This window comes from Falsiroseomonas sp. (genome assembly GCF_041690465.1).
Classification (GTDB): Bacteria; Pseudomonadota; Alphaproteobacteria; order Acetobacterales; family Acetobacteraceae; genus Falsiroseomonas.
Window position 1 is genome coordinate 1 of the sequence record NZ_JAWLHG010000007.1, and the last position, 24,522, is coordinate 24,522.

A 24,522-nucleotide genomic window follows, 5' to 3' on the forward strand; every position below is an offset into this window, starting at 1 on the left:
ATGTGACGGTGCCCGGCTGCGCTGCCGGCCGGCGAACGCCGGCCGGGCGCCCGGATGGGCGCCGCGCCCCGTGGCGCGCAGCCATGCGGCCGCAGGCCGCGCCATGCCGAAGGCGTGCCTCTGGCACGACGCGTTTGAGGGCACGAAAAGGAGTCTCCGATGGCCGAGATCACCGCGGCGATGGTGCGCGAACTGCGCGAGCGCACCGGCGCCGGCATGATGGACTGCAAGAAGGCGCTGACCGAGTCGGATGGCGACCTCGAGGGCGCGATCGACTGGCTGCGCAAGAAGGGCCTCTCCGCGGCCGCCAAGAAGTCCGGCCGCGTCGCCGCCGAGGGTCTGGTCGGCGTGGCGAGCGGTCCCGGCGTGGGTGCCATGGTCGAGGTGAACGCCGAGACCGACTTCGTTGCGCGCAACGAGACCTTCCAGAACTTCGTGGCCGAAGTCGCCAGCCTGGCGCTTTCCGTCGGTGATGACGTCGAGGCGCTGAAGGCGGCGACCTTCCCGGGCACCCGCCACTCCACCCAGGAGGAGCTGACCCGCCTGATCGCCACGATCGGCGAGAACATGACCATCCGCCGCGCCCGCGTGCTGCGGGTCGAGAGCGGCACCGTCGCCTCCTATGTGCACAACGCGGTGAAGCCCGGCCTCGGCAAGATCGGCTGCCTGGTCGCGCTGGAAGCGGCGTCCGAGATCGAGGCGCTGGAGATGCTCGGCCGGCAGATCGGGATGCATGTCGCCGCCGCCAAGCCGGAGGCGCTCGACATCGCCTCGGTGGAGAGCTCGGCGCTGGAGCGCGAGAAGGACGTGCTGCGCGAGCAGGCCGCCGCTTCCGGCAAGAAGCCCGAGATCATCGAGAAGATGATCGAGGGCCGCATCCGGAAATACTACGAGGAAGTGGTGCTGCTGGAGCAGGTCTGGGTGCATGACGGCGAGAGCCGCGTGAAGCAGGTGGTGCAGAAGGCCGGCGGCAAGCTGACCGGTTTCGCCCGCTTCCAGCTCGGCGAGGGCATCCAGAAGGAAGCCTCGGACTTCGCCGCGGAAGTGGCGTCGATGAGCAAGGGCTGAGCCGGCGGGCCACGCCACGCGCGGCCACTGACCAGGACGTGAACGGCCCGGGGTGCGGTGCGCCCCGGGCCGTGCGTATGTACCCGGCCTGGCGCCACCCTGGCGTGCATCGTTGGCGACACCTGCCTTGCCGTCGCCACATCGCGGCGCCTATCTTCCGCCGCCCTCCGCCACCTCGCCGGCCGGAGTCTGCCTGGAGCCCTGATGACCGATACCCCCCGCTACAAGCGCGTGCTGCTGAAGGTCTCGGGCGAGGCGTTGATGGGCGATCGTGACTACGGGCTCGACCTGAAGACGCTGCGCGCGATTGCCGAGGATGTGCGGGACGTGGTGGCCCTCGGCGTCGAGGTTTGCCTGGTGATCGGCGGTGGCAACATCTTCCGCGGCGTCGCCGGCGCTTCCGCCGGGATGGACCGCGCGCAGGCCGATGGCATGGGCATGCTGGCGACCGTGATGAACGCGCTGGCGATGCAGAACGGGCTCGAGAAGCTCGGCGTGACCACGCGCGTGCAGAGCGCGATCCCGATGGCCTCGCTGGCGGAGCCCTTCATCCGGCGCCGCGCCATCCGCCACATGGAGAAGGGCCGCGTGGTGATCTTCGCCGCCGGCACCGGCAACCCCTTCTTCACCACCGACACCGCGGCGGCCCTGCGCGCCGCCGAGATGGGCTGCGACGCGTTGCTCAAGGGCACGCAGGTGGACGGCGTCTATTCCGCCGATCCGCGCAAGAACCCGAATGCCGAGCGCTACGTCACGCTCACCTATCTCGACATGCTGGCGCGCGACCTCGCGGTGATGGACGCCGCCGCGATCAGCCTGGCGCGCGAGAATAAGCTGCCGATCGTCGTGTTCAACATCCACGAACCGGGTGCCTTCACCGCCGTGATGAAGGGCGAGGGCAAGTTCACCACGGTCGTTGATCTCTGAGGGGGAGGCAGATGCCCGCCGATTTTCCCGCACTGAAGGCCGACCTGCAGCGCCGCATGGATGGCGCGATGGAGACGCTGCGGAAGGAGTTCGCCGGCCTGCGCACCGGTCGCGCCAGCCCCGCCTTGCTGGAGCCGATCCGGGTGGAGGCCTACGGCACCAACCAGCCCCTGAACCAGGTGGCGAACATCTCCATCGCCGGGCCGGGCCTGCTCTCGGTGCAGGTGTTCGACCGCTCCATCACCAAGCAGGTGGAGGTCGCGATCCGCGACTCGGGCCTCGGGCTGAACCCGATGGCCGAGGGCCAGGTGATCCGCGTGCCACTGCCGCCGCTGACCCAGGAACGTCGTAATGATTTGGCAAAGACCGCCGCCAAATATGCCGAGGCCGCGCGGGTCGCGGTTCGCGGCGTGCGCCGCGACGGCATGGAGACGGTCAAGGGATGGGAGAAGGACAAGAAGTCCGAGGCCAGCCAGGACGACGTGAAGCGCTGGTCCGAGGAAGTGCAGAAGATGACGGATTCGCACATCAAACAGATAGACGCCGCGCTCGCAGAGAAGGAGAAGGACATCCGGACCGGTTGATCGTACCCCAGGACGGGCTTTGATGGACGGGATGAGCGCGGCCGCACGGGCCACGGCGAACGGCCCTGCGGCGGCTTCCGGCACGCCGCCCGGCGTGCCCCGCCATGTTGGCATCATCATGGACGGCAACGGCCGCTGGGCCTCTGCCCGCGGGCTGCCGCGCGCGCTCGGCCACAAGGCCGGCGCCGAGGCGGCGCGCCGCATCATCGAGTCGGCGGGCCATGCCGGGGTGGGCTGGCTGACACTGTTCGCCTTTTCCTCCGAGAACTGGCAGCGGCCGGCCGAGGAGGTGCGCGACCTGACCGCGCTGATGCGCCACTACCTCGCCACCGAGGTCTCCCGTCTCATCAAGGAGGGCGTCCGCCTGCGGGTGATCGGCGAGCGCGAGCGCTTCGGGCCGGAGCTGGTTCGCGCCATCACGAAGGCGGAGGCGGCGACGGCGGGCGGCACGCGGCTCAACCTCAACGTGGCGCTCTCCTATGGCGGGCGGGCGGAGATCGCCGCCGCGGCGCGCGAGATCGCCCGGCGCGCCGCCGCCGGCACGCTCGACCCGGAGACGGTGGACGAGACGAGCTTCGGCGGCTTCCTCGGCACGGCGGGGATGCCGGACCCGGACCTGATCATCCGCACCTCCGGCGAGAAGCGGATCTCCAACTTCCTGCTCTGGCAGGCCGCCTATGCCGAGTTCGTGTTCCAGGACGTGCTCTGGCCGGATTACGGCCCCAAGGAGCTGGAAGCGGCCTTCGGCGACTATGCGCGGCGCGAGCGGCGCTTCGGCGCCCGGGCGGCCTGATCGCGGTGGCACCGTGACGGGCGGCGCGGCGCGGGGTCAGGCGGCTGCCGATGCGGCGGCCGAGGCTGTTTCGGAGGCCACGTTGACCGCGGCGGCGCGGCGCGCCAAGCGCTGGGGCGATCTGCGCAAGCGCTTCCTCTCGGCGGCGGTGCTCGGCCCGGCGGCGGTGGCGAGCATCTGGCTGGGCGCCGAGGCCTTCACCGGCATGATGGCACTGGCCGTGGCGCTGCTCGCCTGGGAATGGGTGCACATGTGCGGCCGGCGGGTGCGGGTGCTGCCGGGGATGGCGGTGCCGCTCGCCGTCTTCGCCGCCGGGGCGCTGGCGGTGCAGGACCAGGCGCGCTGGGCGCTGGTGGTGCTGGCGATCGGCTTCGGCGTTTCCTGGTGGTTCGCCCACCGCATGGCGGCGCTCACCCAGCCGGCGCTGCGGCTGGCGCTCGGCGTGCTGTATATCGGGCTGGCCGGCATCGCGCTGATCGAGCTGCGCCATGACGGCGAGGCGGGGCGCGCCAATGTGCTGTTCCTGTTCCTGGTGGTCTGGGCGTCCGATATCGGCGCCTACATGGCCGGGCGGATGCTGGGCGGGCCGAAGCTCTGGCCGGCCATCTCCCCCAACAAGACCTGGGCGGGCGCGGCGGGCGGGCTGCTGGCGGCGATGATCGTCGGGCTTGCCTGCGCGCTCGCCTTCACCCCTGGGGCCGGCGCTCTGGCGGTGCTGGCCGTCGCGGCCCTGCTCGGCCTGGCCTCCCAGGGCGGTGACCTGCTGGAGAGCGCAATCAAGCGGCATTTCCATGTGAAGGACTCGTCCCACCTCATCCCCGGCCATGGCGGCGTGTTGGACCGGCTGGACGGCGTGCTGGCCGCGGCGCCGGTGGCGGCGCTGCTCTCCTTCGCGCTCGGCCAGGGCCGGGTGCTGTGGGCATGGGGCTGAGCATGGCGAAGCTGAGCATGGCGCGGTCCGTCTCGATCCTCGGTGCCACCGGCTCGGTCGGGCGTTCCACCATGGCGTTGATGGAGGCGGCGGCCCCCGGCGCCTTCCGCATCGAGGCGCTGGTCGCCAACCGGGATGTCGGCACCCTCGCCGAGCAGGCCAGGCGCTTCCGTGCCCGCCTCGCGGTGGTCGCCGACCACGCCGCCTATGCCGGGCTGAAGGCCGAACTCGGCGGCCAGGGCATCGAGCTGGCCGCCGGCCCGGAGGCGGTGATCGAGGCGGCGGCCCGGCCGGCGGACTGGACCATGGCGGCGATCGTCGGAGCCGTCGGGCTGCGCTCCACCCTCGCGGCACTCGCCCGCGGCGGCACGCTGGCACTGGCGAACAAGGAAAGCCTGGTCTGCGCCGCCGAGTTGGTGCTGGCGGCCGCGCGGCGCGGCGGCGCGACGCTGCTGCCGGTCGATTCCGAGCACAACGCGGTGTTCCAATGCCTCGCCGGCTGCTCCCCGGCGGCCATCGAGAAGGTGGTGCTGACCGCCTCGGGTGGCCCGTTCCGCGACTGGCCGCTGGAGCGCATGGCGACGGTGACGCCGGACCAGGCGCTGCGCCACCCGGTCTGGTCGATGGGCGCCAAGATCAGCATCGACAGCGCCACCATGATGAACAAGGGCCTTGAGGTGATCGAGGCGGCGCACCTGTTCGGCTTGCCGCCCGACCGGATCGAGGTGCTGGTGCATCCGCAATCGGCGGTGCATGGCATGGTGCAATACGCCGACGGCTCGATCCTGGCGCAGCTCGGCACGCCGGACATGCGCACCCCGATCGCCCATGCGCTCGCCTGGCCGGAGCGCATGGCGGCGGAGATCCCGCGCCTCGACCTGGTGGCGCTGGCGCGGCTGGAGTTCTTCGCCCCCGATCCGCTGCGCTTCCCGGCGCTGCGCCTGGCGCGCGCGGCCCTGTTGGCGGGGGGCGGGGCACCAACCATATTGAATGCGGCGAACGAGACGGCGGTGGGCCTGTTCCTGGAACGGCGCCTCCGCTTCCTCGACATCGCCGCGGTGGTCGAGGACACCCTGGCGCGGCTGCCCGCCTGCCGGCCCGAGGGGCTGGAGGCGATCATCGCGCTGGATGCGGATGCCCGCGCCGAGGCGGCGCGCCAGGCCGAGGCACGCGCCTACGCCGTTTGACAACAGGCCGAGGACCGGCCGAACCGGAGAGCCACGTGGAGTTCCTGCCCGATCCGATCCGCACCATCCTCGCCTTCGTGGTGGTGCTGGGCGTCCTCGTCTTCATCCATGAGCTCGGCCATTACCTGGCGGCCCGCTGGCGCGGCGTTCACGTGGAGCGCTTCGCCGTCGGCTTCGGCCGCCCGCTCGCCAGCTGGGAGGACAAGCGCGGCACGCAGTGGCGCATCGGCTGGATCCCCCTCGGCGGCTATGTGAAGCTGCACGGGCAGGAGACCGCCGCCGACGCCCCGCCCGAGGTGCAGGCCGCCTGGCGCCGGGGCGAGACCTTCCACGACAAGCCGGTACGTGACCGCGCCATCGTCGTCGCCGCCGGCCCGATCGCCAATTTCGCCCTCGCCGCGCTGCTCTTCGCCGGGCTCTTCGCCACGGTGGGCCAGCCGACCACGACCACCGCGGTCGGCGCGGTGATGGAGAACTCCGCCGCGGAGCGCGCGGGGCTGCTGCCCGGCGATCGTATCATCGCGCTGGACGGCCAGACGATCACCCGCTTCGACCAGGTGCAGCGCCACATCCAGCCGCGCGCCGGCCAGGAGGTGGAGGTCACGGTGGTGCGCGAAGGCGTGGAGCGCAGCTTCCGCGCCACGCCGCTGGCGCGGGAGAACGGCGGTCGCAGCGTCGGCGTGCTGGGCGTGGCCACCGGCCCGGCGGAGTTCGAGCGCCTCGATCCCTTCTCCGCCGTCTGGGCGGGCACGGTGCAGACCTGGGATGTCAGCGCGCAGACCCTGGCGGCGGTCTGGCAGATGATCACCGGCAGCCGCGGCACGGACGACCTGGGCGGGCCGCTCGGCATCGGCAAGATCGCGGGCGACGCGGCGCGGCTCGGGCTGGCCAGCCTGGTCGGCTTCATGGCGGTGCTGTCGGTCAACCTGGCGCTGATCAACCTGTTTCCCATCCCGGTGCTGGATGGCGGGCATCTGGTATTCTATGCGGCGGAGGCGATCCGTGGCCGGCCGCTGCCGCCGCGCGCGCAGGAGATCGGCTTCCGCGCCGGCTTCGCACTGCTGATCACGCTGTTCGTCTTCGCCACCTGGAACGACCTGATCAACCTCGGCGTGGTGCGCTGGGCGGCCGGGCTGTTCGGGTAGGCCGCCTTCGCCCCGGGCGTGCACACCGAGGAGTGGGCACGCCGGGGCGTTCATCGCCGGCTTCCGGTCCGGCTATCCGATCAGCCGCTTGAGCAGCCGCGTGACGTTGCTGCGCGCGCGGCGCTCGCGCTCCAGGAAGTAGCGGTCGGTGTGGAAGATGCGCTCCCGCCAGAGCAGCATCTGCAGCGCGCCGGAGCGGCCCGCGGCATAGGCGTCGTCGCCGAGATGGGCGAATTCGCGCCGGAACGCCGCCTCATGGGCATCGAACTCGGCCGCCGGCGCCCCCAGCACGGCGCGGTCCATGTCGAGCATCAGCGACGCGTCGCCGCGCAGCGAGGGATCGCGGGTCTCCGGCAGGTCCTGCCGTGCGAGCGCCTGGATCAGCACCGCCGCGCGCGCCAGCCGTGGCTTCGGCGTGCCCGGCAGCAGTTCGCGCATCAGCGCGATGCTCTGCGCGGCACTGTCCGGCAGGCGCCGGTCGAACACCGCGCGATGGAACAGCGCGGCCAGGATGAAGGCCTGGCGGTCGGCAATGGCGCCGGCCACCTCCTCCGTCTGCTCCAGCATCTCCGCCACGCGCGGCCAGCGATGCCAGGTGCGGTGCGGCTCCGCGTAGCGGCGCTGCAACTCGGCCAGGATCCCGGCGTCCAAGCGGCCTGCCCCCCGCGTGCCGACCGGCCGCCGGCGGTCAGGCGGCCTTCGCCTCGCGGCGCCGGCGGTGCAGCACGAATTCGGTGTAGCCGTTCGGCTGTGCCGCGCCCTCGAAGACCAGGTCGCAGGCGGCCTTGAACGCCACCCCTTCGAAGCCCGGCGCCATCGGCGTGTAGAGCGGGTCACCGGCGTTCTGGCGGTCCACCACGGCGGCCATGCGACGCATCGTCTCCATCACCTGCTCCTTCGAGCAGATGCCGTGGCGCAGCCAGTTGGCGATGTGCTGGGAGGAGATGCGCAGCGTCGCGCGGTCCTCCATCAGCCCGACATCGTTGATGTCCGGCACCTTGGAGCAGCCGACGCCCTGGTCCACCCAGCGCACCACATAGCCCAGGATGCCCTGGGCGTTGTTGTCGAGCTCGGCCTGCACGTCGCTCGGCGCCCAGTTCGTGTTCTCGGCCAGCGGCACGGTGAGGATGTCGTCCAGGCTGGCGCGGCGGCCGCCCTCGGCGATCTCGGCCTGGCGGGCGGCGACGTCCACCTCGTGGTAGTGCAGCGCGTGCAGCGTGGCGGCGGTGGGGGAGGGGACCCAGGCGGTGTTGGCGCCGGCCTTCGGGTGGCCGATCTTCTGCTGCAGCATGGCGGCCATCATGTCGGGCATCGCCCACATGCCCTTGCCGATCTGCGCCCGGCCGCGCAGGCCGCAGGCGAGGCCGACCTCGACGTTCCACTCCTCATAGGCCTTGATCCAGGGCAGGCCCTTCATGTCGTTCTTGCGAACGACGGCGCCGGCTTCCATCGCGGTGTGGATCTCGTCGCCGGTGCGGTCGAGGAAGCCGGTGTTGATGAACACCACGCGGTCCTTCGCGGCCTTGATGCAGGCCTTGAGGTTCACCGTGGTGCGCCGCTCCTCGTCCATGATGCCCATCTTGAGCGTGGCGCGCGGCAGGCCGAGCGCGTCCTCCACCCTGGCGAACAGCGCATCGGCGGCGGCGACCTCCTCCGGGCCGTGCATCTTGGGCTTCACGATGTAGACGCTGCCGGCGCGCGAGTTCAGGCGCTTGCCGCGGATGTCGTGCAGCGCGATCGCCACCGTGCACATCGCATCCAGCACCGTCTCCGGCGTCTCGGCACCGTCGAGGGTCACGGCATCGGTCATCATGTGGTGGCCGACATTGCGCACCAGCATCACCGAGCGGCCATGCAGCGTGACGGCGCCGCCCGAGGGGGTCTTCCAGATGCGGTCCGGGTTCAGCCGGCGGGTGACGGTCCTGCCGCCCTTCTCCAGCTCCGCCGTCAGGTCGCCCTTCATCAGGCCGAGCCAGTTCCGGTACACCAGCACCTTGTCGGCGGCATCCACCGCCGCGACGGAATCCTCGCAATCCATGATCGTGGTGACCGCGGCCTCCATCACCACGTCGCTGATCCCGGCCGGGTCGTCCTTGCCGATCGCGCTGGTACGGTCGATGTGCAGTTCCAGGTGCATGCCGTGGTTGACCAGCAGCACCGCCTGCGGCGACCAGGGATCGCCCTGGTAGCCGACGCACTGGCCGGGCCGCGCCAGCCCGACCTTGCGGCCATCCGTCAGCGTCGCGGTGAGCGCACCGGCCTCGATGGCATAGCCTGCCGTCTGGGCGTGGGAGACGCCGCCGGCGAGCGGGGCGGCCTGGTCGAGCACCCGGCGGGCGAAGGCGATGACCTTGGCGCCGCGCACGGGGTTGTAGCCCTTGCCCTTCTCCGCGCCCTCGGCCTCGGGGATGACATCGGTGCCGTACAGCGCGTCGTAGAGGCTGCCCCACCGCGCATTGGCGGCGTTGAGCGCATAGCGGGCGTTGGAGACCGGCACGACCAGCTGCGGCCCGGCGATATGGGCGATCTCGGCATCCACGCCGGTGGTCCCGACCTGGAAATCGGGCGGCTCGGGCAGCAGGTAGCCGATCTCTGTGAGCATCGCCTTGTAGGCGTGCAGGTCCACCGGCCGGGCCGGGTTGGCGCGGTGCCAGGCGTCGATCTTGGCCTGCAACTCGTCGCGCCTGGCCAGCAGCGCCGCGTTGCGCGGTGCCCATTCCCGCAGGATCGCCTCGAAGGAGGCCCAGAAGCGTGCCGCCTCGACGCCGGTGCCGGGCAGTGCCTCGTGCTCGATGAAGTCGCGCAGCGCGGCCGCCACGTCGAGGCCGCCGATCCGGACCGTTCCTGCCACCTGTTCCACTCCCGTCTGGCCGGCCGCCTCGAAGAAGGGCAGCGGGCGGGCGGGGTTTGCGGCCGATCTCCCGCCGAGGCAAGGGGGTCGGGAACACCATGCGGCGCTGCCACCGCCCGGCGGTCCGCGACGGTTGCGGATGTGTGGCAGCCCTCGCGATCCCGCAACCATAACACGAAATGTGGCCGATGGATCCGACGATCGTGGCGTTCGGGTGACACCTTGCGACATGGTGTCGTTCCCAGGTCACACCGGACTTCATGATCCTGGGGATTGCAACTAAGCTCTTCAAATTCCCGAGAACGACTGCGAACCGTGAGCCCCACCACCACCGCGGCAGCACCCGAAGCGCTGCGCACCGACGACTTGCCCGTGCGGCGCATGGCGCCCGTGCAGCCGCGTACCATGGTTGAACAGGCCGCGGAGGCGGTGGTGGCCGCCGCCGCGCGCGGTGCTTTCCTGCCCGGCGACCGGTTGGTGGAGGCCGAGATCGCGCGGGACCTCGGGATAAGCCGGGTTCCCGTGCGGGAGGCGCTGCGCCTGCTGGAGAGCCAGGGCATCGTGGTCAGCACGCCCTACAAGGGCATGCGGCTGATGCAGGTGACCAACCGTGGGGTGGCGGAGCTCACCCGCGTGCGCGCGGCGCTGGAGCTGCTCGCGCTGAAGGAGATCGCGGCCGCCGGCGGCGGGGAGGCACGCATCGCCGCGGCCCGCCGCGCCGCGGCCGCCTATGAGCAGGCACTGGCCGAGAGCGACCGGGCGACCATCGTCGCCGCCGATGTCGCGCTGCATGGCGAGATCTGCCGTGCCTCCGGCAATGCCGTGCTGTACGGGTTGTGGCTCGGCTTGGCGCGGCAGCTTGCAGTTGTGTGGGGCCTTGGCCAGGGCGTGCGTCCCGCGCCGGCCGTGGCGGCCGAGCATCGCGCGCTGCTCGACTGCCTGGCGCGCGGCGATGCCGCTGGCGCGCAGGCGGCGCTGGAAGCGCATCTCGGCTGGCACGAATCCTTCGACTTTGAAGGCGCCATCATGGCGCGGCGAACGCAGCGACGCTGACGCGCCCCTACCATCCGGCGAGCAGGAGATCCCTTCGTCAACTGGATGTGGATTCGTAACGGCAAGGTGACTCTCTCGCGCATCACGAGTCTGATTCCAGTACCGGCACGAAATCCAAGCGCAATGTTGCCATCCTAGCTTCCGCCCATCGTTCACCAGCGGTGGAGCAGGACGTCATGGCCATCAACAGCATCTTCGTGCCCGCGGCAGGCGTACTCGGCGTGATCGCCGATGGGGACAGCAACGTCATCGATTTCAGCCGCGACGCGGCCGGCTTGCTGTTCGTCAATGGCGGCGCGGTGCCGACACCCGGCGGCACGCCCACGGTCGCCAACACCCTGCTGCTCACGGCGGTCGGCCAGGGTGGCGACGATGCCATCACGCTCGACGAGAGCGCCGGCGCGCTGCCCTCGGCCGATCTCGCCGGCGGCGATGGCGACGACACGCTGACCGGCGGGTCCGGCGTGGACCAGCTGTTCGGCCAGGCGAATGACGACGTGCTTTTTGGGCGTGGTGGCGACGACCGGCTGTTCGGCGGGTCGGGCAACGACACGCTGGTCGGCGGCCAGGGTGCCGACACGGTGTACGGCGAGACCGGCGATGATCGGCTGGTCTGGAATGCCGGAGACGGCAGCGACGTCTTCGAAGGCGGCGACGGCACCGACACCGCCGAGATCAACGGCGGCAGCGGCCCCGAGGCCTTCGGCGTCAGCACCGACGGCCTGCGGGTGCGGATCGAGAGCCCCGGCCCGGTGGCCTTCGCCATCGATGCCGGCGACATCGAGGCGGTGGTGGTGAACATGGGCGGCGGCGCCGACCTGTTCGTCGCCGGCAGCAACCTCGCCGGAGTGGTCTCCCTGACGGTGGATGGCGGCGGCGGCGCCGATACCATCATCGGCGGCAACGGCGCGGACACGCTGCTTGGCGGCGACGGCAACGACTTCGTGGCCGGCCGGCAAGGCAACGACCTGGCGCGGCTCGGGGCCGGCAACGACGTGTTCGTCTGGGACCCGGGCGATGGCAACGACGTGGTGGAGGGCGACGCCGGCACCGACGTGCTGGTGTTCAACGGCAGCGGCGCGAACGAGGTGATGGAGGCGACGGCGAACGGCGGCCGCCTGCGCCTCACGCGCGATGTCGGCAACATCGTGATGGACGCGGATGATGTGGAGATCCTCGCCATCCAGGCCGCTGGCGGCGCCGACCTGATCAGGCTGGGCAACCTGGCGGCCACCGATGTCGAGGAGGTGCGCATCAACCTGGCCGCGACGCCGGCTGGCAGCACCGGCGACGGGCAGGCCGACACCGTCGTGGTGGGGGGCACCGCCCTCGGCGATGTGATCGGGGTGTTCGGCGCGGGCAGCGACGTCGCGGTGGTCGGCCTCGCGGCGCTGGTCATCGTGACCGAGGCCGAAGGCGCCAATGACCAGCTGATGATCAATGCCGGCGCGGGCGACGATTTCGTGGATGCCTCCGCGCTGGATGCCGGGATCATCGCGCTGCGGCTCCATGGTGGCGCCGGCGACGACACCATGCTCGGCAGCCGCGGCGCGGACGTGCTGGTCGGCGTCGATGGGGACGACGTCCTGGTCGGCAACGAGGGGGACGACGTCATCCGCGGCGGCATCGGCGAGGATGTGCTGCTCGGCGGCGACGGCAACGACGTGTTCCTGTGGAATCCCGGCGACGGCAGCGACCTGGTGGAGGGCGACGCCGGCACCGACAGGCTGCGGTTCAATGCCAGCGACGCGGCCGAGGTGATCGAGGCGGCGGCGAACGGCAACCGACTGCGCTTCACGCGGGATGTCGGCAACGTCGTGATGGACGTTGCCGGCGTCGAGATCCTCGATGTCCAGGCCGCCGGTGGCGCCGACCTGGTCAAGCTGGGCAACCTGGCGGCGACCGGTGCGACGGAGGTGCGCCTCAACCTCGCCGCGACGCCGGGCGGCAATATCGGCGACGGCGAGGCCGACACGCTGGTAGTGGGTGCCAGCGGCGCCGACGAGGCGATCGGGGTGTTCGGCGCGGGCAGCACCTTCGCGGTGGCGGGCCTCGCCGCCCTGGTCACCGTGACGGCGTCCGAGGGCGCCAACGACCACCTGACGATCAATGCCGCCAATGGCGACGACCTGGTGGACGCATCCGCGCTGGAGGCCGGGGTCGTCAAGCTGCGGCTCAACGGCGGCAATGGCGACGATACCATCCTCGGCAGCCGCGGCGCGGATGTGTTGATCGGTGGCAGCGGCAATGACCTCGTCCTCGGCAACCAGGGCGACGACTACGTGCGCCTCGGTGCGGGCGACGACACCTTCGTGTGGAACCCGGGCGATGGCAGCGACCAGGTGGAGGGCGAGGGCGGCTTCGACACGCTGCTGTTCCTCGGCAGCGGCGCGGCGGAGGCCGTCGACATCTCCCCCATCGGCGGCAGCGGCCGCACGCGCTTCGCCCGCGATGTCGGCAACGTCGTGATGAACCTGAACGATGTGGAGCGGATCGAGTACCGCGCGCTCGGGGGAGCGGACGATGTCGTCATCGCCGATCTCACCGGCACCGACGTGACGCGGGTGGATATCGACCTGAGCGGCGCCGGGGGTGGCGGCGATGGCGAGGCGGACAGCGTGACGATCAAGGGGACGCGAGGCGCCGACGTGTTCATCGTGGCGGGCGATGCGGGCGGCGTGCTGGTGTTCGGGCTGCAGGCGCAGGTGGTGCTGCTCGGGCTCGATGGCGCGCAGGAGCAGCTGACGCTGGAGGCGTTCGACGGGGATGACGTGATCGACGCCACCAACCTCGGCGCCGACGCGCTGCAGCTGGTCGCCGATGGCGGGCGCGGCGCCGACGTGATGCTGGGCTCGGCGGGCGTTGACATCTTCGCTGGCGGCCAGGGCAACGACCTCGCCCTGCTCGGCGCGGGCGATGACGTCTTCGTCTGGAACCCGGGCGACGGCAGCGACGTGATCGAGGGCGAGGCCGGCTATGACCTGCTGGACTTCAACGGCAGCGATGCCGCCGAGATCATCGACATCGCCGCCGTCGGCAGTCGCGTGAGCCTGTTCCGCGACGTGGCGAACGTGACGATGGACGTCAACGGCGTGGAGGCGCTCTACCTCCGCGCCGCGGGGGGCGCCGACACCATCATCATCAACGACCTGTCGGGCACGGACGTCATCGACATCAGCATCGACCTTTCCGCCATCGGTGGTGGCGGCGACGGCCAGGTGGACACCATCATCATCAATGCCACCGCCGGCGACGACCTGGCGCTGGTGGTGGGCGACGCCGAGTTCATCGGCGTGCTCGGCCTTTCCTTCGCGATGGAGATCCTCGGCTTCGAGGCGACCGACCGGCTGGTGATCAACCTGCTGGACGGCGAGGACGTGCTGGAGGCCTCCGATCTCGGCGCGGTGATCGAGCTGATCGGCAATGGCGGCGATGGCGATGACGTGCTGATCGGCAGCGACGGCGCGGACACGCTGAGGGGCGGCGAAGACGACGACCTGCTGGTCGGCGGGCCGGGCATCGACGTCCTTGATGGCGGGCCCGGTGACAACCTGGTGTTCCAGGACGCGGTGGTCTGAGGGCAGGGGGGGCGCCTTGCCGGGCGGGCCGGCGGCGGCGATCCTGCGGGGGAAGGAAGGATCCCCCGCATGCCGCTCCGCTACGACCCGCCCGCCCACACCACCCAGCATTGGCAGCTGACCAAGCCCGCCGCGCATGGCCGGCGCGGCATGGTGGCGAGCCAGTCGCGCGCGGCGGCGGAGGCCGGCATCGCCATCCTGGAGGCCGGCGGCAATGCGGCCGACGCGGCGGTGGCGATGGCCTTCGCGCTGGCGACGGTGGAACCGTGGAACTCCGGCCTCGGCGGCATCGGATTCGCGCAGGTGGCGGGGCCGGGGATGAAGCCGCAAACGCTGGATTTCGGCCCGGTCTCGCCCGGTGGGCTGGTGGCCGCCGCCTTCCCGATGACGGGCCGGATGAAGCAGGACCTGTTCTCCTGGCCGGAGATCGAGGGCGACCGCAACATCCACGGGCCGCTGAGCTTCGTCATCCCCTCCTCGGTCGCGGGCTATGCGGCGCTGCACGAGGCGCATGGCAGGCTGCCGGCGGCGGATGTGCTGGCGCCGGCGGTGGCCCTGGCGAAGCGCGGCCTGGCGCAGGACTGGTTCACCACGCTGAAGATCGCCAATGCTGCGAGCACCCTGAGGCTGTATCCGGAGTCGGCGCGCATCTACCTGCCGAACGGGCTGCCGCCGGTCGCCCCCTACCAGGGCGCGCCCGGCTTCTTCCGCCAGGGTGCGCTGCCCGACACGCTGGAGCAGCTCGCCCGCGCCGGCTTCCGCGATTTCTATGAAGGCGAGGTGGCGCAGGCGATCGCGCAGGATGTGAAGGAGGTGGGCGGCGTGCTTTCCGCCGCCGACCTCGCCGGCTGCCGCGCGCGCTTCCTGCCGGCGGTGGAGGTGCCCTGGCGCGGGCGCAGGCTGCTGCTCTCCAATGGCCTGACGGCGACGCCGACCTTCCGCCGCGTCGCCGAGCTGATGGCCGAGGCGGACTGGTCCGGCGCCGCGCCCTCGAGCGCCTGGACGTTGCAGTTCGTGCGCGCGATGCAGACGGCCTATGCCGAGCGGCTGGCCGGCCTCGGCGACACCGAGCCGAAGGGGGCGGAGACCTGCACCACGCATCTCACCGTCTGCGATGCGGACGGGATGATGGTGTCGATGACCACCACGCTGCTGTCCTCCATGGGCAGCCGGGTGGTGCTGCCGCGGTCCGGCGTGCTGATGAACAACGGCGTGATGTGGTTCGACCCGCAGCCTGGCTCGCCGAACGCCATCGCGCCGAGCAAGCGGCCGCTGACCAACATGTCGCCGGTGATCGTCACCGATGCGGCGGGGGTGCCGGCAATCGCGCTCGGAGCGTCCGGCGGGCGGCGCATCCTGGCGGCGGTGTTCCAGATGCTGTCCTTCGTCGCCGGCTTCGGCATGGACCCCGAAGCGGCGGCGCATCATCCGCGTGTGGATGTCTCCGGGCCGGAGGGCGCGACCGCCGATCGCCGCCTGACGGAGGAAACGCTTGCCGCGCTGGCGAAGGCCGGGCCGCTGACCACGGTTGAGCATGCCGTGCTGCCGGTGAACTTCGCCTGCCCGAACCTGATCGCCATCGGGCCGGACGGCGCGCGCACCGGCATCTCGGATGCGATGTCGCCCTGGTCGGCGGCGCTGCCGCAGGGCTGAGGCGCGGCACGGCGCTTGCAGCCATCCCGGTCACGGGGCGCAGCCGCGCCCATGGCCGGGGCGTCATGCCCAGGACATGTGCAGCTCCCGCCTCGGCATGACCAACGGGAGCGCATTCATGTTGAACCGTCGTCACCTTCTGGGGCTTGCGGCCGGCGGGCTGGCCGCGCCATCGCTGGCCCTCGCCCAGGGCGCCTGGCCCAACCGGTCGATCCGCCTGGTCGCCCAGTTCCCGCCGGGCGGGCTGGTGGACACCGTCGCGCGCCTGCTGGCGCCGATGATGAGCCAGACGCTCGGCCAGACCGTGGTGGTGGAGAACCGCGCCGGCGCCGGCGGGGTGATCGGTACCGACTTCGTCGCCAAGCAGCCGGCCGATGGCTACACGCTGCTGATGAGCCATGCCTCGGTGCATGTCTTCGCCGCCGCGACCATGCCGACGCTGCCCTTCCACCCGACCAACGACTTCACCCACATGCTGCACCTGGTGGAGGCGCCGAACGTCATCCTGGTGCGCGGCAACTCGCCGTTCCAGACGCTGGAGCAGCTGATCGCCGCCGCACGGCGCCAGCCGGTGCGCTACGGATCCTCCGGCATCGGCTCGGCGCCGCACCTGCTCGGCGCGATGCTGAGCGGCGAGGCGCGGGTGCCGAACTTCGAGCACGTGCCCTATCGCGGCAGCGCGCCGGCGATGCAGGACCTGCTGTCCAACAACATCGAGTCGATGATCGACCCGATCACCACCAACGTGAAGCAGATGCATGAGGGCACGCTGCGGGCGCTGGCGGTTTCCACGCCGGAGCGGCTGGCGGCCTTCCCGAACGTGCCTACCTTCGCCGAGCTGGGCTTCCCGAAGCTGACCTCGGCGCAGTGGCTTGGCCTGTCGGGGCCGAAGAACATGCCGCCCGCGATCGTGGAGCGGCTGAAGGCGGTGGTGCCGCCGATGCTGCGCCGGCCGGACCTGCTGGCGCGCCTGACCGACCTGCAGACGCTGCCGCGCGAGCCTTCGCCGATGGGCGAGGATTTCGTGAAGCTGATCAACGAGCAGATCGGCGACTGGACCGCGGTCGCGCGGCAGTTCGACATCGTCGTGAGCTGACCGGGCTTTCCCTCCCCCGCGTCTGCGGGGGAGGGCTCGCGGGCTGTCACACCGCAGCGTTGTCCTTGCACCATTGCGCCACCTCGGCATGGGTGCCGAACCACACGCCGGGCTTCGCCTTCATGTAATCCACCAGCCGGTCGAGCAGCGGAACCCGGCTGCGGTGGCCGATGATGTGCGGGTGCATGGTCAGCAGGAAGATCCCGCCCTCCGCATAGGCGCCGTCGAACTCGGCGCGGAAGATCTCCTCCACGGCCGAAGGCGGCGTGTAGGGGCGCAGCGCGGAAAAGCGCACCATGTTGAAATAGACGGCGTCGTCGCGGATCCACTCCGGCGGCAGCTCGACGATGCCGGTGGGCTTGCCGTCATCCAGCAGCTCGTACGCATCATCGTCGGCCATCAGCGAGCTGTCGTAGAGCAGCCCCATCTCGCGGATGATGGCGAGCGTATCGACGGAAAAGTCCCAGCTCGCGGTGCGCATGCCGACTGGGCGCTGGCCGCTGACCTTCTCCAGCGTCTCGGCGGCGCGCAGCGTGAGGTCGCGCTCCACGCCGGGGGGCAGCTTGGTGTTGGCCTCGTGGATCCAGGAATGGATGCCGATCTCGTGGCCTTCCTCGGCGACGCCGCGAATCTCGGCCGGATGCAGCAGGGCGGAGACGGCGGGGTAGAAGAAGCTCGCCTTCACGCCATGCCGGGCCAGCAGCGCACGGAGGCGGGGGACGCCCTGGCGGTTGCCGTACTGGCCCTGGCTGATGCGCATCGGGCTCTGGTCGGCGTCGCGCAGCGGGATGGTCTCATGGTCCGCGTCGAAGGAGAGCGTGACGGCGCAGCGCGCGCCGCCCGGCCAGGAGGCGGGCCTGAGCGGGCGCCCGGCACGGGCGCGGCCGACGATCTTCCGCCATTCCGGTTCCGACCATTCCCAGGGGTTAGGGCTCAGCTCTGGCATCGGGGTTTCCCTCCTTGATGGGTCGCCTATGCTGCGCCCCCATGCCCGCCCCCGGAAGCCCCGCCCCTGGACGCCCCGCATGAGACAGCAGACCGATCCCGCGCTGATGAGCGCCGAGGAACTGCTCGACCTCTACGCCCGCCGCGCGCTCTCGCCGGTGGAGGCGTTGAAGGCGGTGATGGAGCGCGTCGCGCGCTACAACCCCTGGGTGAACGCCTTCGCGACGATGAACCCACAGGCGCTGCGCGCCGCGGGTGAGAGCGAGGCGCGCTGGGCGGCGGGCCGTCCGCTGGGCCTGCTGGACGGCGTGCCCAGCACAGTGAAGGACCTGCTGCACCTTGCCGGCTTTCCCACCCGCCGCGGCAGCCGCACCACCGACGCGGCGCCGGTCGCCGAGGACGCGCCGGCGGTGGTGGGGCTGAAGGCGGAGGGCGCGGTGATCCTCGGCAAGACCACCACCACGGAATTCGGCTGGAAGACGCCGGGCGACTGCCCGCTGCATGGCATCACGCGCAATCCGTGGAATCCCCGCCGCACGCCGGGCGGCAGTTCCTCCGGCGCCGGGGCGGCGGGTGCGGCGTGCTTCGGGCCGCTGCATATCGGCACCGATGCCGGGGGCTCCATCCGCATCCCGGCGGCCTATTGCGGGCTGGTGGGCGTGAAGCCGAGCTATGGCCGCATCCCGCAATGGCCGCATGGCGCCTTCTCCGGCATTGCCGTCGCCGGGCCGATGACGCGCGGCGTGCGCGACGCGGCACTGATGTTCTCCGCCATGGCACGGCATGACCTGCGCGATCCGGTCTCGCTGCCGGACGAGAGGCGCGACTGGCGCGACGGCATCGAGCAGGGCGTCGCCGGGCTGCGCGTCGCGCTGGTGCGCCGCCTCGGCTTCGATCCGCCGCTCGACGACGAAGGCGCGGCGGCGCTGCAGGTGGCGGCGAAGCTGCTGGAGGAGCAGGGCGCCATCATCGAGGAAGCCGAGCCCGAACTGCCGGACACCCGCGCCATCTTCTCCCGCGTCTGGGGCGTTGCGCTGGCGCGTATCTGGACCTCGACGCCGGAGGAGAAGCGCGGGCTGCTCGATGCGGGCATCGAGGAGGTGGCGAAGCAGATGGGCGGAATGAGCGCGGCCGATTTCCTCGGCGCCGAGATGCTGCGCGTGGAATGCGCGCATGCCATGGCGCGCTTCCACCAGCGCTACGACCTGGTGCTGACCGCCGCGACGCCGACCGCGGCCCTTGATGCCGATGCGCCGACGGTGCGGCCGGTGGAATCGCTGTGGCGTGATTGGGCGCCCTGGACCTTCGCCTTCAACCTGACCCGGCAACCCGCGATCAGCGTGCCGATCGGGCTCGACGAGCAGGGCATGCCGCGGGCCGTGCAGGTGGCGGCCGCGCTCTACCGCGATGACCTGGCCTTCCGCGCCGCCCGCGCGATCGAGCGCGCGGCCAGCCTGCCCCTGGCGGAACCGGCCGAAACCGGGCAGATGCGCACGACGCTGAATTGAGGAACGAACGATGCGGCTGGTGACCTTCACGCGCGCGGGCAGGGTGCAGTTCGAGGTCGGTGCGCTCGGCGCGGATGGCGCGGTGCTCGACCTCGGCGCGGTGGAGCCGGCGCTGCGCGGCGAGACCATGCTGGACGTGGCCGGCGCCGAGCCGGCGATGCTCGACCGGCTGCGCGCCGCGGTGGCGAAGGCGCCGAAGGTGGACGGCGCGAAGCTCTGCGCGCCGATCCCGCGCACGCCGAAGAACGTGTTCTGCGTCGGCAAGAACTATCACGAGCATGCGAAGGAATTCGCCGGATCCGGCTTCGATGGCGGCGCCAAGGATGTGGTGCCGCCCTATCCCGTGGTGTTCAGCAAGCCGCACACCGCGATCATCGCGACCGGCGAGAAGATCAACGGCGACCTCGATCCGACAGGCGGGCTCGACTACGAAGGCGAGCTCGGCGTGGTGATCGGCCATGGTGGGCGGGCGATCTCCAAGGCCGACGCGCTGAAGCACGTCTTCGGCTACACCATCGTCAACGACGTGACTGCGCGGCACTTGCAGAAGCGGCACAGCCAGTGGATCCTGGGCAAGGGCCTCGACACCTTCTGCCCGATGGGCCCGGCGATCCTGACCGCCGACGAGGTGCCGGACCCGACGAAGCTGGTGCTCACCACCTGGGTGAATGGCGAGCAGCGGCAGAAGGCCCCCGTGGCCGACCTGATCTTCGATATCCCGACGTTGATCGAGGCGATCAGCGCCGCCATCACGCTGGAGCCCGGCGACGTGATCGCCACGGGCACGCCGGCCGGCGTCGGCATCGGCTACAATCCGCCGCGATTCCTGAACAAGGGCGACGTCATCCGCATCGAGATCACCGGTATCGGCGTGCTCGAGAACGCCGTCGCCTGAGCCGGTCCATGCCTCCCCCGTGCGGGGGAGGGCCGGGGCGGGGGCGATCCCCGTCCCTCAAGCAATAGGGAGAAACCAGCCATGCATCGCCGCACACTCCTTGCCACGGCAGCTGCCTCCGCGCTGCCCTTCGGCGCCGCGCAGGCGCAGACCACGGACTACCCCACCCGCGCCGTCACCATGACCGTCGCCTTCCCGCCCGGCGGCCAGGCCGACATCGTCGCCCGCCCGGTCGCCGCCGCGCTGGAGCGCATCTGGCGCCAGCCGGTGCCGGTGGTGAACCGCGGTGGCGCAGGCGGCGCCATCGGCAATGCCGCCGTCGCGCGCGCGCAGCCGGATGGCTACACGCTGCTGATGGCGCTCTCCTCGCTGGCGATGCTGCCGGAAGCCGACCGCATCAACGGGCGTCCGCCATCCTACACCGTGGACCAGCTCGCGCCGATTGCGCTGATCACCGCGGACCCGACCGTGCTGGTGGTGAAGGCCGATGCGCCCTGGCGCACGCTCGAGGATCTCGTCGCCGATGCGAAGCGCCGCCCCGGCGCCATCACCTACAGCTCGGCCGGCAACTACTCCACGCTGCACGTCGCCATGGCGATGTTCACCGGTGCGGCCGACATCGACATGCTGCATGTGCCCTATGCCGGCGGCGGGCCGGCGATGACGGCGCTGCTCTCCGGCACGGTGCATGCGCTCTCCTCCGGGCCGGGCCCGGCGCTCTCCCAGGTGCGGGACGGCAAGCTGCGTGCGCTGGCGCAATGGGGTGCGACGCGCGCGCCGGGCTTCGAGGACGTGCCGACCTTCAAGGAGAAGGGCTACGACGACGTGGAGTTCTATATCTGGGCCGGCGTCTTCGCCCCCGCCGGCACGCCGGCGCCGATCCAGCAGAAGCTGCGCGACAGCCTGCGCCAGGCGGTCGAGCAGGAGCAGACGAAGACGGCGCTCGCCGCCGCCGGCAGCCCGGTGGATTTCCGCGTCGGCGACGCCTTCGAACGCTTCTTCCGTGAGGACAGCGCGCGGCTGGTGCGCGCGGTGCAACGCATCGGCAAGGTGGATTGAACGTGTCGGAACAGCAGATCCTCGAATGGCTCGGCGGGCAGCGCGAGGCGATGATCGCCGCGCTGCGCGAGATGGTGGACACCGACGGCGGCAGCTACGACAAGGCGGGCGTGGATGCCGTGGGCGCGCAGGTCGCGCGCTTCTGTGAGGCGCAGGGCATTGCGGTGCAAAGGCTGCCGCAATCGCGCTTCGGGGATTGCCTGCGCGCGACGGTCGAGGGCGGTGATGCGACGGCCAGCGGCAACCAGCGGCAGAACATCGTGCTGATGGGCCACCGCGACACGGTGTTCCCGAAAGGGGAGCCGCAGCGCCGGCCCTTCACCATCCAGGGCGACCGCGCCTACGGCCCGGGCGTGGCTGACATGAAGGCGGGGCTGGTGATGAACATGTTCGTCCTCGCCGCCTTCCGGAAGTTCGGCGGCGCGCCAGGGCCGCTGGTGGGGCTGTTCACCGGCGACGAGGAGATCGGATCTCCGGAAGGCCGCCCGGTGATCGAGGCGGAAGGCCGCGGCGCGCGCGTGGTGTTCAACTCCGAGCCCGGGCGGCCGGACCAGGGCGTCGTCACGGGGCGCAAGGGCGGCGTGTTCATGGCCTTCGACATCGAGGGCAAGGCCGCGCATTCCGGCGGCAATTTCGAGGAGGGCATCAGCGCCATCGGCGAACTCGCCGCCAAGATCACCGCGATCCATGCGCTGACCGACCTGAAGCGCGGCATCACGTTGAATGTGGGGCTCGTCAGCGGCGGACAGAGCGTCAACACCACCGCGCCCTGGGCGCAGGGCCAGATCGACCTTCGCTATATCGAGCCCGCCGACCGCGACGAGATCGTGGGCAAGATCGAGGCGATCGTCGCCAAATCCTTCGTGCCCGGCACGCGCGCGACGCTCTCCATCCGCGGCGAGTTCCTGCCGCTGACGCAATCGCCGGCCTCGGCGAAGGTCTACGAGCTCTACGAGAAGGCGGCGCGCGACAGCGGCATCGCCGCGCATGCGCGCTTCTCCGGCGGCTGCGCCGATTCCGGCTTCACCGCCGCCGTGGGCGCGCCGACGCTCTGCGCCGTCGGGCCGGTTGGCGGAAAGGCGCACAGCCCGGAGGAATACCTGGAACTCGACAGCCTGGTGCCGCGCGCGCAGGCGCTGGCGCGCGCCATCCTGCGCCTGGACGCCGCGGGGATCTGAGGCGTGCCCTCCCGCCCGCCGACGAAGGACAGGCCGCCCGAGCAGGCTCCCCTGCTGCGCACCACCGCGATGCCGGCGGATGCCAACCCCTCGGGCGACATCTTCGGCGGCTGGCTGATGGGGCTGATGGACCTGGCGGGCGGCAACGCCGCGATGCGCCGGGCGCGCGGGCGGGTGGCGACCATCGCGGTGGATGCGATGGTGTTCCACCGCCCGGTCTTCGTCGGCGACGAGGTGAGCATCTATGCCACCGTCACCGGCGTCGGCCGCACCTCGATCCGGGTGAGCGTCGAGGCCTGGCGGCGGCCCTTGGCGGAGGAGGCAATGCAGCAGGTCACCGAGGCCGACTTCACCTTCGTCGCGATCGATGCCGAGCGGCGGCCGCGGGCGGTGCCGGCATGACCGGGCAGGCCCCCGGACAAGTCCCGCAAAAGCCTTGGGCTATGGTCCGCGACCACCGCATCCGCTGGTCGGAGTGCGACCTCTACGGCCATGTGAACCACGCCGCCTACCTGACCCTGTTCGAGGACCTGCGCGTGGCGCATTGGGAGGCGCTGAGCGGCGCGGTTATCGCGCCCGACCGGCCCGGCCCGGTGGTGGCGCAGATCGAGGCGCGCTACCTGCGCGCGGTTGGGTTCGGGGACAGGGTGCAGCTCGCCTGCCGCACGAGCGGCTTCCGCCGCACCTCCTTCGTCCATGACTACGCGCTGCTGAAGGACGGGGCCGTCTGCTGCGAGGCCCGCGCCGTGGTCGTGGTGACGCGGCAGGACAGCGGCGAGAAGGTGCCGCTCTGGCCCGAATTGCGCGCCAGGCTTCTGCAAGAGGGCGCGACGGAGGGCTGAACCGCGCCCGTGGTACCTTGCCGCCGCCGCCCGCGGCGCGCCACTCTCTGCCGCCATGATCCCCGAACGCCCCTATCGCCTGCTGCTCAACCGCCGCCACGGCACGCCCGGCGTCGTGGTGCTGCCGGACGGCCACTTCCGCCGCGCCCGCGCCGAGATCGAATCCTGGCCCGGCTACGCGCCGACGCCGCTGATCGCGCTGGACGACGTGGCGAAGGCTGCACGCGTCGCCGCCGTGCACTACAAGGATGAGGGGCCGCGCTTCGGCCTCGGCTCCTTCAAGGCGCTGGGCGGCGCCTATGCGGTGGCGAAGCTGCTAGTGACCGAGCTTTCCCGCCGCGGCGTCGCCAACCACGCCACCACGCAGGAACTGGAGGAGGGCGCATACCGGGATGCCGCGCAGGCGATCACCGTGACCTGCGCCACCGATGGCAACCACGGCCGCTCCGTCGCCTGGGGCGCGCAGCGCTTCGGCTGCCGCTGCGTGATCTTCGTGCATGAGGGCGTGTCGCAGGGAAGGCGCGACGCCATCGCGAAATACGGGGCCGAGATCCGCGTGGTGCCCGGCACCTACGACCACGCCGTGCGGGCCTGCACCCTGGAGGCCGAGCGCGAGAACTGGTTCGTCGTCTCCGACACCTCCTGGGAGGGCTACACCGAGGTCCCGCGCGACGTGATGCAGGGCTACCGGCTGATCGCGGAGGAGGCGGCCGACCAGCTCGACACGCCCCCCACCCATGCCTTCGTCCCGGGCGGCGTCGGCGGCGTGGCGGCGGCGGTCTCGGTGCAGCTGCGCGCGCGCTATGGCACGGCGCTGAAGCTGGTCGTGGCAGAGCCGGACAAGGCCGCCTGCCTGCTCGCCTCCGCCGAGGCGGGGCAGGCGGTGTCCGTGCCGGGCGATCTCGATACGCTGATGGCCGGCCTGGCCTGCGGCGAGCCGAGCCTGCTCGCCTGGCAGGAGCTGGAGCGCGGCGCCTTCGCCTTCATGTCGGTGCCGGATGAGAGCGCGGTGGATTGCATGCGCGTCCTTGCCCGCCGCAAGCCGCCGGTGGTGGCGGGGGAGAGCGCGGTTGCCGGCCTCGCGGCGCTGCTGCTGGCCAGTGCCGACCCGCTCTCGCGCGCCATGCTGGGGCTCGGTTCCGACAGCCGCGTGCTGCTGTTCGGCACCGAAGGCGCGACCGACCCCGAGACCTATGCGCGCCTGACCGCGCAGGGCTGAACGGCGCCAG

General features: G+C 71.4%; 21 protein-coding genes. 18 read left to right on the plus strand and 3 right to left on the minus strand.

The window, feature by feature from the left end; all coding sequences use genetic code 11:
- Window positions 1–159 precede the first annotated feature (159 nt).
- The 7 genes from tsf (at window position 160) to rseP (ending at window position 6,635) form a co-directional block, all read left to right on the plus strand.
- The gene (gene tsf, locus ACESM1_RS09420; protein WP_372619517.1) at window positions 160–1,068 is read left to right on the plus strand and encodes a translation elongation factor Ts; all 909 of its coding nucleotides are present in this window, start codon (window positions 160–162) and stop codon (window positions 1,066–1,068) included.
- Window positions 1,069–1,272: 204 nt separating this feature from the next.
- Window positions 1,273–1,995, plus strand: a complete 723-nt coding sequence (gene pyrH / locus ACESM1_RS09425) for a UMP kinase (protein WP_372619518.1) — start codon at window positions 1,273–1,275, stop codon at window positions 1,993–1,995.
- 11 nt (window positions 1,996–2,006) lie between these two features.
- A complete protein-coding gene (gene frr, locus ACESM1_RS09430) occupies window positions 2,007–2,579 on the plus strand; it encodes a ribosome recycling factor (RefSeq protein WP_372619519.1) in 573 nt (190 codons plus the stop codon).
- Between the two features lie 31 nt (window positions 2,580–2,610).
- Window positions 2,611–3,372, plus strand: coding sequence for a polyprenyl diphosphate synthase (uppS, locus tag ACESM1_RS09435; RefSeq protein WP_372619807.1), 762 nt, complete (start codon window positions 2,611–2,613; stop codon window positions 3,370–3,372).
- A gap of 82 nt (window positions 3,373–3,454) precedes the next feature.
- Entirely contained in the window at window positions 3,455–4,303 is an 849-nt protein-coding gene (locus ACESM1_RS09440; RefSeq protein WP_372619520.1) for a phosphatidate cytidylyltransferase, read from the plus strand.
- 2 nt (window positions 4,304–4,305) lie between these two features.
- On the plus strand, window positions 4,306–5,490 hold the full coding sequence (gene dxr / locus ACESM1_RS09445; RefSeq protein WP_372619521.1) for a 1-deoxy-D-xylulose-5-phosphate reductoisomerase: 1,185 nt from the start codon (window positions 4,306–4,308) through the stop codon (window positions 5,488–5,490).
- Between the two features lie 35 nt (window positions 5,491–5,525).
- Entirely contained in the window at window positions 5,526–6,635 is a 1,110-nt protein-coding gene (gene rseP / locus ACESM1_RS09450; protein WP_372619523.1) for an RIP metalloprotease RseP, read from the plus strand.
- Between the two features lie 72 nt (window positions 6,636–6,707).
- Here the strand turns inward: rseP and ACESM1_RS09455 are convergent, their stop codons facing one another.
- Window positions 6,708–7,286: a hypothetical protein gene (locus ACESM1_RS09455; RefSeq protein WP_372619524.1), complete on the minus strand. Its 579-nt coding sequence runs from the start codon at window positions 7,284–7,286 to the stop codon at window positions 6,708–6,710.
- A gap of 37 nt (window positions 7,287–7,323) precedes the next feature.
- Window positions 7,324–9,486 carry a malate synthase G gene (locus ACESM1_RS09460; RefSeq protein ID WP_372619525.1) on the minus strand — a complete coding sequence of 721 codons (2,163 nt, stop codon included), beginning with the start codon at window positions 9,484–9,486 and terminating at the stop codon, window positions 7,324–7,326.
- Between the two features lie 315 nt (window positions 9,487–9,801).
- Here ACESM1_RS09460 and ACESM1_RS09465 point away from each other — a divergent pair, with 315 nt between their 5' ends.
- From ACESM1_RS09465 to ACESM1_RS09480, 4 genes are all read left to right on the plus strand, one after another.
- A complete protein-coding gene (locus ACESM1_RS09465) occupies window positions 9,802–10,539 on the plus strand; it encodes a GntR family transcriptional regulator (protein ID WP_372619526.1) in 738 nt (245 codons plus the stop codon).
- Between the two features lie 176 nt (window positions 10,540–10,715).
- Entirely contained in the window at window positions 10,716–14,117 is a 3,402-nt protein-coding gene (locus tag ACESM1_RS09470) for a beta strand repeat-containing protein (protein WP_372619527.1), read from the plus strand.
- Window positions 14,118–14,186: 69 nt separating this feature from the next.
- A complete protein-coding gene (locus tag ACESM1_RS09475) occupies window positions 14,187–15,770 on the plus strand; it encodes a gamma-glutamyltransferase (protein ID WP_372619528.1) in 1,584 nt (527 codons plus the stop codon).
- A gap of 118 nt (window positions 15,771–15,888) precedes the next feature.
- On the plus strand, window positions 15,889–16,866 hold the full coding sequence (locus ACESM1_RS09480; protein ID WP_372619529.1) for a Bug family tripartite tricarboxylate transporter substrate binding protein: 978 nt from the start codon (window positions 15,889–15,891) through the stop codon (window positions 16,864–16,866).
- A gap of 46 nt (window positions 16,867–16,912) precedes the next feature.
- Here ACESM1_RS09480 and ACESM1_RS09485 read toward each other — a convergent pair whose 3' ends face one another.
- The gene (locus ACESM1_RS09485; RefSeq protein WP_372619531.1) at window positions 16,913–17,812 is read right to left on the minus strand and encodes a polysaccharide deacetylase family protein; all 900 of its coding nucleotides are present in this window, start codon (window positions 17,810–17,812) and stop codon (window positions 16,913–16,915) included.
- Between the two features lie 79 nt (window positions 17,813–17,891).
- On the opposite strand from ACESM1_RS09485, the gene ACESM1_RS09490 reads away from it, so the two are divergent.
- From ACESM1_RS09490 to ACESM1_RS09520, 7 genes are all read left to right on the plus strand, one after another.
- Window positions 17,892–19,319, plus strand: coding sequence for an amidase (locus ACESM1_RS09490; protein ID WP_372619532.1), 1,428 nt, complete (start codon window positions 17,892–17,894; stop codon window positions 19,317–19,319).
- A 10-nt stretch (window positions 19,320–19,329) separates the two neighbouring features.
- Entirely contained in the window at window positions 19,330–20,214 is an 885-nt protein-coding gene (locus ACESM1_RS09495) for a fumarylacetoacetate hydrolase family protein (protein ID WP_372619533.1), read from the plus strand.
- An 81-nt stretch (window positions 20,215–20,295) separates the two neighbouring features.
- Window positions 20,296–21,273 carry a tripartite tricarboxylate transporter substrate binding protein gene (locus ACESM1_RS09500; protein ID WP_372619535.1) on the plus strand — a complete coding sequence of 326 codons (978 nt, stop codon included), beginning with the start codon at window positions 20,296–20,298 and terminating at the stop codon, window positions 21,271–21,273.
- Between the two features lie 50 nt (window positions 21,274–21,323).
- Window positions 21,324–22,451 (plus strand): M20 family metallopeptidase, encoded by a 1,128-nt coding sequence (locus ACESM1_RS09505; protein ID WP_372619809.1) that lies wholly within the window; start codon window positions 21,324–21,326, stop codon window positions 22,449–22,451.
- A 69-nt stretch (window positions 22,452–22,520) separates the two neighbouring features.
- Window positions 22,521–22,853 (plus strand): acyl-CoA thioesterase, encoded by a 333-nt coding sequence (locus ACESM1_RS09510; RefSeq protein WP_372619811.1) that lies wholly within the window; start codon window positions 22,521–22,523, stop codon window positions 22,851–22,853.
- 41 nt (window positions 22,854–22,894) lie between these two features.
- A complete protein-coding gene (locus ACESM1_RS09515; RefSeq protein ID WP_372619536.1) occupies window positions 22,895–23,293 on the plus strand; it encodes an acyl-CoA thioesterase in 399 nt (132 codons plus the stop codon).
- Between the two features lie 55 nt (window positions 23,294–23,348).
- Window positions 23,349–24,512 (plus strand): diaminopropionate ammonia-lyase, encoded by a 1,164-nt coding sequence (locus ACESM1_RS09520; RefSeq protein WP_372619538.1) that lies wholly within the window; start codon window positions 23,349–23,351, stop codon window positions 24,510–24,512.
- Window positions 24,513–24,522 lie beyond the last annotated feature (10 nt).